Annotated in this window: 10 protein-coding genes; 6 read left to right on the top strand and 4 right to left on the bottom strand. The window is 70.3% G+C overall.

Annotated elements, in window-relative coordinates; all coding sequences use genetic code 11:
- Positions 1 to 193, top strand: a 193-nt coding sequence (locus tag ACLQ24_RS26830) for a hypothetical protein (RefSeq protein WP_425894489.1), incomplete at its 5' end; no start/stop codon positions are given.
- A 12-nt stretch (positions 194 to 205) separates the two neighbouring features.
- Here ACLQ24_RS26830 and ligD (ACLQ24_RS26825) read toward each other — a convergent pair.
- Both ligD (ACLQ24_RS26825) and ligD (ACLQ24_RS26820) read right to left on the bottom strand, forming a co-directional pair.
- The gene (gene ligD, locus ACLQ24_RS26825) at positions 206 to 1120 is read right to left on the bottom strand and encodes a non-homologous end-joining DNA ligase (RefSeq protein WP_425894488.1); all 915 of its coding nucleotides are present in this window, start codon (positions 1118 to 1120) and stop codon (positions 206 to 208) included.
- On the bottom strand, positions 1110 to 2051 hold the full coding sequence (ligD, locus tag ACLQ24_RS26820) for a non-homologous end-joining DNA ligase (RefSeq protein ID WP_425894487.1): 942 nt from the start codon (positions 2049 to 2051) through the stop codon (positions 1110 to 1112). Before ligD (ACLQ24_RS26820) ends, ligD (ACLQ24_RS26825) begins: the two co-directional genes overlap by 11 nt.
- 85 nt (positions 2052 to 2136) lie before the next feature.
- Between ligD (ACLQ24_RS26820) and ACLQ24_RS26815 the strand changes: the two genes are divergently transcribed.
- From ACLQ24_RS26815 to ACLQ24_RS26800, 4 genes are all read left to right on the top strand, one after another.
- On the top strand, positions 2137 to 3156 hold the full coding sequence (locus ACLQ24_RS26815) for a Ku protein (protein WP_425894486.1): 1020 nt from the start codon (positions 2137 to 2139) through the stop codon (positions 3154 to 3156).
- A 71-nt stretch (positions 3157 to 3227) separates the two neighbouring features.
- Positions 3228 to 3866 carry a DUF4241 domain-containing protein gene (locus ACLQ24_RS26810; protein WP_425894485.1) on the top strand — a complete coding sequence of 213 codons (639 nt, stop codon included), beginning with the start codon at positions 3228 to 3230 and terminating at the stop codon, positions 3864 to 3866.
- A gap of 101 nt (positions 3867 to 3967) precedes the next feature.
- Positions 3968 to 4681 carry an FKBP-type peptidyl-prolyl cis-trans isomerase gene (locus ACLQ24_RS26805; protein WP_425894484.1) on the top strand — a complete coding sequence of 238 codons (714 nt, stop codon included), beginning with the start codon at positions 3968 to 3970 and terminating at the stop codon, positions 4679 to 4681.
- 189 nt (positions 4682 to 4870) lie between these two features.
- The gene (locus ACLQ24_RS26800) at positions 4871 to 5524 is read left to right on the top strand and encodes an HAD family hydrolase (RefSeq protein ID WP_425894483.1); all 654 of its coding nucleotides are present in this window, start codon (positions 4871 to 4873) and stop codon (positions 5522 to 5524) included.
- 258 nt (positions 5525 to 5782) lie between these two features.
- Here ACLQ24_RS26800 and ACLQ24_RS26795 read toward each other — a convergent pair whose 3' ends face one another.
- Entirely contained in the window at positions 5783 to 7417 is a 1635-nt protein-coding gene (locus tag ACLQ24_RS26795) for a fatty acid--CoA ligase (protein WP_425894490.1), read from the bottom strand.
- A gap of 71 nt (positions 7418 to 7488) precedes the next feature.
- Between ACLQ24_RS26795 and ACLQ24_RS26790 the strand changes: the two genes are divergently transcribed.
- A complete protein-coding gene (locus tag ACLQ24_RS26790) occupies positions 7489 to 7980 on the top strand; it encodes an NUDIX domain-containing protein (RefSeq protein ID WP_425894482.1) in 492 nt (163 codons plus the stop codon).
- Positions 7981 to 8134: 154 nt separating this feature from the next.
- Here ACLQ24_RS26790 and ACLQ24_RS26785 read toward each other — a convergent pair whose 3' ends face one another.
- A complete protein-coding gene (locus tag ACLQ24_RS26785) occupies positions 8135 to 9811 on the bottom strand; it encodes an MDR family MFS transporter (RefSeq protein WP_425894481.1) in 1677 nt (558 codons plus the stop codon).
- Positions 9812 to 10063: the final 252 nt, after the last annotated feature.

The following is a 10063-nucleotide window of genomic DNA, read 5'->3' as shown; positions in this document are numbered from 1 at the left end:
CATCAAAGCCGGCAACTTCCACACCGCCGAACTCTTCAAAACCAACAACGCCCACAAACTTGACGCCAACGAGAAGATAAGCCTAGCCAACACTGCCGCCGAGTTAGCAGCCGTCATGCCCCACCACCACCAACAACAACAACTCCACCTGCTAGTCACAGGAATCCTCGAATGCCCACCGAAGGCGGCATAAGGACCTGTCTCGTCAGCGCACCGGTAGCTCAGGGCCGCCGTCGAGCAGCGCGCCGAGCAGGTCGCCGTACTCCTCGACCCGGTCCAGGACCTCGCCGGCGGTGAACTGGCGGACGGCCGGCTTCCGGCCGCGCGCGCCGGCCTCGACCTCGTCCCAGGTCAGCGGCGTCGAGACCGACGGCGTCCGCTGGGCGCGCAAAGAGTACGGCGCGACCGTGGTCTTCGCCGCGTTGTTCTGACTCCAGTCGATGAAGACCTTGCCGGGACGCAGGTTCTTCGCCATCTTCGAGACGATCAGCTTCGGGTGAGCCTTCTCCAGCTCCTCGGCGACCCGACGCGCGTAGGCGGACACGTCGTCGGCGGACTGGGCGCCGGCGATCGGGCAGCAGAGCTGCATGCCCTTCTTGCCGGACGTCTTCGGGTACGAGTCGATGCCGTCGTCGGCGAGCCGGTCGCGCATCAGCACGGCGGCCGGGCAGCACTCGGCGAGCCCGGCCGGCGGCCCCGGGTCCAGGTCGACGACCATCACGTCCGGGTGCTCGTCGACCTTCCACTGCGGTGTGTGCAGCTCCAACGCGGCGAGGTTGGCCAGCCAGACCAGGGTGGGCAGGTCGTCGGCGACCACGTAGTCGATGGTCTCCCGGCCCCTGGTCGACCCGGGCGCGGGCAGCGTCTCGACGCGTACCCAGTCCGGGGTCGCGGCCGGCTTGTTCTTCTCGAAGAAGGACTTGTCGTCCACCCCGTTGGGGAAGCGGATCCGGGTGACCGGCCGGTCGGCCAGGTGCGGCAGCAGCACCGGCGAGATCCGGGTGTAGTAGTCGATCACCTCGCCCTTGGTGAAGCCGACCGCCGGATAGAGGACCTTGTCCAGGTTGGACAGCTCAAGCGCGCGGCCCTCGACGTCCACCCGCAGCTTCTCAGCCGGCATCGTCGACCTCCTCCGGCGGCTTGTCCGGGCGCAACCGCAGCACCCGGGGAAAGCGCAGCCGGCCGTCGGGGGTGCGCTGGCCGTACTTCACCTCCACCACCACCCGGGGTTCTACCCAGATGGCCCCCCGGGCATCCTCGCGCGGCACCCCGGGTGCGAACGGTGACGCGCCGGAACGCAGCGGCTCCAGCTCGGCGAGGAGCTGCCGTTCGATGGCCGCGCCGATCCCGCCGCCGACCCGGCCCCGGTAGATCAACCGGCCATCCGGACCGGGCACCCCGACCAGGAGCCCGCCGACACGCCGCGCGCCCGGCCGCCAGCCCCCGACCACGAAGTCGCCGGTCACCTCCAGCTTGACCTTCACCCAGTCGGGGGAACGCACCCCGGGGCGGTAGACCGCGCCGATCCGCTTGGCCATCACCCCCTCCAGGCCGTGCTCACCGGCCGCCTCGTACGTCGCCGGACCGTCGGCGAACACCGGCGGCACCGCCCACCGGGCGCCGCCGAGCGCGAGCGCGTCCAGGGTCTCCCGGCGGCGCTCGTACGGCCAGCCGGTCAGGTCGTCGCCGTTCAGCCGCAGCAGGTCGAAGATCATGTACGTGACCGGCATGACCGCCGCCAGCCGGGCCGCCTTGGTGCGGTCCCGCACGTGCATCCGCTCGGCGAGCGCCGTGAACGACGGCTGGCCGCCCTCGCCGAGCAGCACCACCTCGCCGTCGAGCAGTGCGTCGTCGACCTGCTCGCGCAGGGTGGCCAGTTCGGGGTACGCGGCGGTGATCTCCACGCCGGAGCGGGCATACAGGTGTTGGGCACCGCCGGAGATGTCAGCGAGCGCCCGGACGCCGTCCCACTTGAACTCGTACGCCCAGCCGTCACCCGCCGGGAGCAGCCCGGTCATCGCGAGCATCGGCTTGAGCGGCGCGCCGGGCACGACCCGACTGTAGTAGCAGGCCGAACACCTCGCGTCAGGTTCTTCCGGATGCGAGCATGGTCGATACCGGGGAAGGGAGCGCAGGATGCGTGCCATCTGGAAGGGAGCCGTGTCGTTCGGGCTCGTCTCGATCGGGGTGAAGCTCTACTCCGCCACCGAGGAGAAGGACATTCGGTTCCACCAGGTGCACCGCGAGGACGGCGGCCGCATCCGCTACAAGCGCACCTGCTCGGTCTGCGGCGAGGAGGTCACCTACGACGACATCGCCAAGGGCTACGACATCGGCGGCGGCGAGATGGTGATCCTCACCGACGAGGACTTCGCCGACCTGCCGCTGACCAGCTCCCGGGCAATCGACGTGCTGGAGTTCGTCCCCGCCGAGCAGGTCGACCCGATCCTCTACAACAAGGCGTACTTCCTGGAGCCGGAGGGCACCGCCACCAAGCCGTACATGCTGCTGCGCGACGCGTTGATCGACTCGGAGCGGGTGGCCATCGTCAAGGTGGCGCTGCGCCAACGTGAACAGCTCGCCACGCTACGGGTGCGCGAGGGCGTGCTGCTGCTCAACACGATGCTCTGGCCGGACGAGATCCGTACCCCCGACTTCGGCTTCCTCGACGAGGACCTGAAGGTCCGTCCGCCGGAGCTGGCGATGGCCAGCTCCCTGATCGACTCGATGACCGGCGAGTTCGAGCCGGACGTCTTCACCGACGACTACCGGGCCGCGTTGCAGGAGGTCATCGACGCCAAGGTGGAGGGTCGGGAGGTCGTCCAGCCGGAGGAGGCCGAGGAGGCCCCGGCCGCGGCGGTGGACCTGATGGCCGCGCTGAAGGCATCGGTGGACCGGGCCCGGGCGGCCCGCGGCGAACAGCCCTCCCGGGGTGGCGGCGGCGAGCCGACGCCCATCTCGTCGGCCCGCTCGGCGCAGAAGGCAGCCGAGAAGAAGGCCGCCAAGGCGCCCGCGACGAAGACCACGGCGAAGAAGACCGCCGAGAAGGCGGCCGAGCCGGCGAAGAAGACCGCCGCCAAGAAGACCGCCGCGAGAAAGGCCGAGCCGGCGAAGAAGACCGCCGCGCGCAAGACCGCACCCCGCAAGAGCGCCTGAGGTACGCGGCACCGCCGGTGTCCGCCGGACCAGGTACGCTCCGCCGGCCGTCGGCCACCGGAGGAGCCCCCATGCCGTACACCCCTGACCTGGACCGGTTGTTGACGCCCGGGGCCCGCTTCACCGACGAGCACGGCGCGTACCTCGTCGAGCCCCATCCGGTGGGCGACGTCGTGCTGCCGACCGGGCGGGTGGTCGGGTGCGATCCGCTGGTCTGCCCGGAGGCCGAGCCGTACACGGTCGAGGTGACGCCGGGGCGGTATCGCGCCCGCGCCTGGGTGGCTGCGGTGCTGCGGGAGGACGCCGAGGTGGACCGCCGGGTGGCCGCGCTGGAACTGGTGATCTCAGACGAGCCGACGACCCGCTGGGAGCCCGCCGTCGTGGGCGACCAGGACGTCGCCGCGCTCGGCGCCGACGACTACTTCGGGTACGGCGTGGACGCCGGCGCCGGCACCCTGGCCGACCCGACCGCGCTCGCCGCGCTGGAGAGTTGGGACGAGGAGCGGATCGAGGACGTCTTCATCCCCGCCGAGCTGCCCTCGTCGCCGGTTCCGGGGCTGATCACGGCCGTCCTCGACGAGGCCACCGGCGCGAACGTCGTCACTGTCTCCACGGGCTGGGGGGACGGCTGCTACGGCACCTGGATCGGGCGGGCCGCCGACGGGCGGCTCACCTCGTTCGTGACCGACTTCATGGTGATCCCGGAGTAACGTCCCGCCGAAGGCGGTCCTGGGCGATCCGAGGCGTCCGGGGCGGGCACGGCGGGCCGCCGGGCGGGTACCGTGTGCGTCGGCTTTCCCCCCGGCACCGGGTGCCGGCCACACCTTCGCAGCAGGGAGTCGACGACGTGAGCGAGCGCACGCAGGAGAACCGGTCGGAGGGCCAGAGCCCGGCGACGAAGGCGGGGCGGCGGCTGGCCGCCCAGCTGGCGGCGCAGAAGGCGGCCGAGGCGAAGCGCCGCCGCCAGGCGTGGGCCGGTGGGCTCGCCGGTGTCGCCGTGATGGCGCTGCTGATCGGCGGTTTCGTCTGGATCGACAGCAAGCGGGACGACAAGCCCTCCACCGCCTCCGGCGCCAACCCGTCCGCCTCCGCTGCGGCCCCGGACGCCCCCACCGCGCCGCCCGCACTGCAGTTGCCCGAGGGTTCCGACCCGGCGCTGGGCACCAAACCGACGGTGAAGGCGGGCACGGGCGAGCTGAAGAAGCTCACGGTCACCCCGATGATCAAGGGCACCGGCCCAGCGGTCAAGAAGGGGCAGAACATCACCACCAACTACGTGGGCGTCTTCTACAAGGACGGCAAGGAGTTCGACTCGTCCTGGAACGCCGGTCAGCCGGTTACCTTCCCGATCGGCGTGGGCCAGGTCATCCCCGGCTGGGACCAGGGTCTGGTGGGCGTGACCGTGGGCAGCCGCGTGCAGCTCGACATCCCGGGCGAGCTGGCGTACAGCAACGACGAGGCCAAGGCCGGCGGCCGTCCGGCCGGTCCGCTGCGCTTCGTGGTGGACGTGCTCGCCGCCCAGTGACCTGTCCGGATCGTCCTGGTTGTCGCCGCGGCGCGATGGAGTTGTTCACATGGGGCTTCCTGCCCGTCACCCTCCGGCAGTAGGTTCGGCGATCAAGGACGCCACCGAGGCCAACACCTCCGACAACGGCGCCGGCACCGAGGCCGCCGAGCATCCGTGGCGGGCCCCGCCGTCGGGCAGGATAGGCGCGTGGTGGATACGGTGGTCTTCGACCTGGACGGCGTGATCGTGGATTCCGAACCGGTGTGGGAGGAGGTCCGGCGGGCGTACGTGGCGGCACACGGTGGCACGTGGCAGCCCGACACCCAGCGCCGGTTGATGGGCATGAGCACCGGCGAGTGGGCCCACTACCTCAGCGGTGAGCTGGGTGTGCGACGCACCGCGGCGCAGGTCGCCGACGAGGTGGTGCGGGAGATGGCGCAGCGCTACCGGGAGCACGTGCCGCTGATCGACGGCGCCGACGACGTGGTGCGCGGGTTGGCCGCGCGGTGGCCGCTCGGGTTGGCCAGTTCGTCGCCGACGCGGCTGATCGCGGCGGCGCTGGACGCCACCGGCCTGACCGACGCGTTCGACGCGACCCTGTCCACCGAGGAGACCGAGCGGGGCAAGCCGGCGCCGGACGTGTACCTGAGCGTCGCGCAGCGCCTCGGCGTCGACCCGGCCCGCTGCGCGGCCGTGGAGGACTCGTCCAACGGCGTGCGCTCGGCCGCGGCGGCGGGGATGCGGGTGGTGGCGGTGCCGCACGGGTCGTACCCCCTCGATCCGGACGCCGCCGGGCTCGCGGCCGTGACGCTCGGGTCGATCGGTGAGTTGACCCCCGAGCTGGTGGACGGCTTGGCATGACGGGAACGCCGCGAGGTATGCGGTCGAGGATTCGGCAGTCGGCAAGGTGCTGATCACCACCAGCGACGCCTGAACGGGTCGAGGGGCACCCGATTTCCCCGTCACCGGGACAGAGGCGAGCAATTTTCGCAACAATGACGGTGCGGGGTCACCCGCGTGGAGCGGGCGGCCCCGGCGCGGTGCGAACGCCGGGGCCGCCCCTGGGGAGGAATGTCAGGAGTACTCCTCTGCCCATAGGCGACGGTGCCCGGGAAGACGTTACGGTGTTGTCAGCTCCCGGACAGTCAGCTCGCCTTCGGCGTACCGCGAACGGACGACTTTCTTGTCGAACTTGCCCACGCTGGTCTTCGGCACCGTGTCGATGAACGCCCACCGCTCGGGCAACTGCCAGCGGGCCACCGAGTCGGCCAGGAAGTCCCGCAGCTCCTCGGCGGTCACCGAGGCGCCCTCCCGGATCACCACGGTCGCCAGTGGCCGCTCGTCCCACCGCTCGTCCGGTACGCCCACCACGCACGCCTCCAGCACGGCCGGGTGGGCCATCAGCGCGTTCTCCAGCCCCACCGACGAGATCCACTCACCGCCGGACTTGATCACGTCCTTCGCGCGGTCGGTCAGCGTGATGTACCCGTCGGGGGACAGCGTGCCGACGTCACCCGTACGCAGCCACCCGTCGCGGAACTTCTCCTCCTCCGGGGCGTCGTCACCGACGTACCGGGCGGTCACCCACGGCCCCCGGACCTCCAGCTCGCCCACGGCCGTGCCGTCGGCGGGCAGCGGCTCGCCCGATGGGCCGACGATCCGCGCCTGCACGCCGGCCGGCACGCGGCCCTGCGTGTAGCGGTAGCGCCACGCCTGCTCCCCGGACACACCCGCGGGCGGACGCGAGACCGACCCCAGCGGCGACATCTCCGTCATCCCCCAGGCGTGGATGACGTCGATCCCGTGCCGCTCGTCGAACGCGTGCATCAGCGCCGGCGGACAGGCCGAACCGCCGACGATCACCTCGGTGAGCGACGAGGTGTCCACGTCGTGGCCGTCCAGGTAGGCCAACAGGTCGGTCCAGATGGTCGGCACCGCGCCGGCCAGGGTGGGCCGCTCGGCGGCGATCATCTCGGCGATCGGCGCGGCCTGGAGAAAACGGTCCGGCATGATCAGCGACGCGCCGGAGAGGAACGCCGCGTACGGCAGGCCCCACGACATGGCGTGGAACATCGGCACGATGGCCAACTCCCGGTCGGTCGGCCCCAGACCGAAGCCCTCCGGCATGCATACCTGCAACGAGTGCAGGTAGATCGACCGGTGCGAGTAGGCGACACCCTTCGGGTTGCCGGTCGTGCCGGACGTGTAGCAGAGCGCCGCGGCGTCGCGCTCGTCCACCTCCGGCCACTCGTACACGTCCGGGCGGTCGGCGAGCAGCGCGTCCCAGTGGTGCACGGTGATCCGGCCGCCGGCCGCGGCCACCAGCGGCGCCGGATCGCCACCGCCGACCACCACCACGTGCCGCACCGTGTCCAGCTCGCCGATCACCCGGGCCAGCAGCGGGATGAGCGTGGTGTCGACCAGCACCACCCGGTCCTGTGCGTGGTTGGCGATGTAGACGACCTGGTCGGGAAAGAGCCGGATGTTGAGCGTGTGCAGCACCGCGCCCATGCTGGGCACCGCGAAGTAGGCCACCAGATGCTCGTTGTTGTTCCACATGAAGGTGGCGACGCGCTCGTCGCCGGTCACCCCGCACTCGTCGCGCAGCGCGTGGGCCAGCCGGGCCGCCGTGCGGCGCACCTCGGCGTACGTCATCCGGCGGGGTTCGGCGCCCGTCCAGGTGACCACCTCGGCCGTGCCGTGCACTCCTGCGCCGTGATCGAGAATCCGGGAGACCTGCAGGGGAGCGTCCATCATCGTGCTACGCATGGGTAACAAGCTAGTGTCGGCGGTCACACGTTGGGAACCCCCGTAAATTGTCGCAGGTGAGCATCTCCTGGGCCGACTCGTACGTGGGGCAGTTACGCGCGCTCGCCGGGGACCGGACGCTGATGTTCGTCGGCGCCCGTGCCGTGGTCAGCGACAACGCGGGGCGCATCCTGCTGATCCAACGCTCCGACAACGGCCAGTGGGCCATGCCCGCCGGGGCCATGGAGTTGGGCGAGTCGATCGCCGACTGCGCGGTACGCGAGGTCCGCGAGGAGACCGGGCTGCGGGCGCTACGGGTCTGCGCGTTCGCCCTCTACACCGGCCCGGACCGCACCAGCACCAACATGTACGGGCACACGTACCAGGTCTTCACCACGGCGTTCAAGGTGGAGGAGTGGGACGGGCAGCTGACCCGACTCACCGATGAGACCACCGACGCGGGCTTCTTCGCCCGTGACCGCTTCCCCGCCCCACTCTCCGCCTCGGTCCTGGAGACCCTGGCCGACCTGGACGTCTTCGAGCAGACGAACAGACTCATTCTCAAGTAGCGCGGCGGTCGAGTGCGCTACTCCGCGTCCGCCTGGGCTCGGAGCGCGGATGTGCCGACGAGCCTGATGACTGTGAGTCATAAATATGCCTCACAGTCATCAGGCTCGTCAGGGAGTGCCGCCGTCGCGGACAGCTCCGCTCGGCCGAAGGTGGTCAGATCATCGTTTGGGACTTGGCCTCCATGTCGGCGGCGGCCTCGTCCTTGGACTCACGCGTCAGCGGCTTGCCGCCCGGCGCCGGCGCCTCGCCACCGAGTGGGTCGGCCCCACCCTTCGCGCCCTGCGGGCCGGTGCCCCGTAGCTCGTTGTTCGGCATCGCCAGGGTCACCAGCACCGCCAGGATGGCCACCAGCCCGGCGGTCAGGAAGACCATGTCCAACGCGTCGACGAAGGCGTTCTGGATCGCCGTCCGCACCGGCCCGGGCAGCGCCATGATCGTCGCCGGGTCGTTGATCGAGATGTTCGTGCCGCCGCTCGCCGCGACCGCCGCCCGCTGCTCCGGCGGAAGCTGGGCGATCGCGCCCGGCAGCCGGTCGGACAGTCCCCCGGCGAGCCGCGAGGAGAGCACCGCGCCGAGGATCGCCACCCCGAAGGAACCGCCCAGCGACCGGAAGAAGGTCGCCGACGAGGTACCCGCGCCCAGGTCACGCACGGAGACGGCGTTCTGGACGGCGAGGACCAACGACTGCATGCACAGGCCCAGGCCGACGCCGATCACCACCATGAAGGCGAACGCGAGCCAGTGCGAGGTGCCCACCGACAGTTGGGTGAACAGGAACATGCCGACCAGCAGCGTCACCGACCCGGCGACCGGGAACCACTTGTACCGGCCGATCCGGCTCATCGCCCGGCCGGTGAGGATCGAGGTGATGATGATGCCCGCCATCATCGGCAGCATCAGCAGACCGCTGCGGGTCGGCGAGGCGCCCTTGACGATCTGGAGGTACAGCGGGATGAAGATGATCGACCCGAACATCACCAGACCGAGCACGAAGCCGGCCGAGTTGGCCAGGGCGAACGTGGCGCTGCGGAACAACCGCAGCGGCAGGATCGGTTCGGCGACCCGCGCCTCCTGAAGCACGAAGAGCACGGCCAGCACCGCACCGGCGACGAAGAGGCCGATGATCAGCCCGGAACTCCACGCGTACTCGTTGCCGCCCCAGCTCAGCGCGAGCAGGAGGCAGCTCACCCCGGCCACCAGCAGGCCGGCGCCGAGCCAGTCGATCGCGTGGTTCCGGCGCTCGAACGGGATCAGCCGCATCACGTGGTAGCAGACCACGATGGCCAGGATCGCCAGCGGCACGTTGATGTAGAAGATCCACCGCCAGTCGGTCTCGGCGAAGTATCCACCGACCAGCGGGCCGGCCACCGACGCGATGCCGAACACCGCCCCGAAGAGGCCCTGGTAGCGGCCTCTCTCCCGGGGTGAGACCACGTCCGAGACGATCGTGAACGCCAGCGTCAGCAGACCACCGGCGCCGAGGCCCTGGATGCCCCGCGTGACGATCAGCTGGGTCATGTTCTGCGACAGCCCGGCCAGCAGTGACCCGAGCAGGAACGTGCCGATCGAGAAGAGGAAGACCGGGCGACGCCCGTACAGGTCGGCCATCTTGCCGTACAGAGGCGTCGAGGCGGTCGAGGCGAGCAGGTACGCCGTGACCACCCACGAGTAGTGGTTGATCCCGCCCAGCTCACCGACGATGGTCGGCAGAGCCGTACCGACGATGGTCTGGTCGAGGGCGGCCAGCAACATGCCGGTCATCAGGCCCAGCATGAGGAGTCTGATCTGCTGGCGGTTCAACACCGGCGCGGCAGAGGCTTCGGTGGTCATCAAGCCCTCTTTCCCGACCACCGAAGAACATGCCCCACACCGAAAAAAACCCACCCCTCCCACCCCACCCCCACCCCCACCCCCACCCAGGTTGATCATGAGGTTATTGCCACGACACGCCGGGCGGGACGGCAATAACCTCATGATCAATGGGGTGAGGCGGGGGATGGGGGGAGCTAGGGCCTGTCTTGTGGATCATGGTTGGTGGGGTAGGAACATCACGGGTGTCCGGAGTGTTACCCGAGCGCTATG

Source organism: Micromonospora sp. DT4, from assembly GCF_049841675.1.
Taxonomy (GTDB): Bacteria; Actinomycetota; Actinomycetes; order Mycobacteriales; family Micromonosporaceae; genus Micromonospora.
Note: the sequence above shows the minus strand (reverse complement) of the source record. Positions and strands in the feature narration are given on the sequence as shown.

Excerpts from the sequence above, each read along its gene's own strand:
- ligD (WP_425894488.1), bottom strand. The coding sequence starts at position 1,120 with ATGCCGGCTGAGAAGCTGCGGGTGGACGTCGAGGGCCGCGCGCTTGAG.
- ACLQ24_RS26815 (WP_425894486.1), top strand. The coding sequence starts at position 2,137 with ATGCGTGCCATCTGGAAGGGAGCCGTGTCGTTCGGGCTCGTCTCGATC.
- ACLQ24_RS26810 (WP_425894485.1), top strand. The coding sequence starts at position 3,228 with ATGCCGTACACCCCTGACCTGGACCGGTTGTTGACGCCCGGGGCCCGC.
- ACLQ24_RS26795 (WP_425894490.1), bottom strand. The coding sequence starts at position 7,417 with ATGGACGCTCCCCTGCAGGTCTCCCGGATTCTCGATCACGGCGCAGGA.
- ACLQ24_RS26785 (WP_425894481.1), bottom strand. The coding sequence starts at position 9,811 with ATGACCACCGAAGCCTCTGCCGCGCCGGTGTTGAACCGCCAGCAGATC.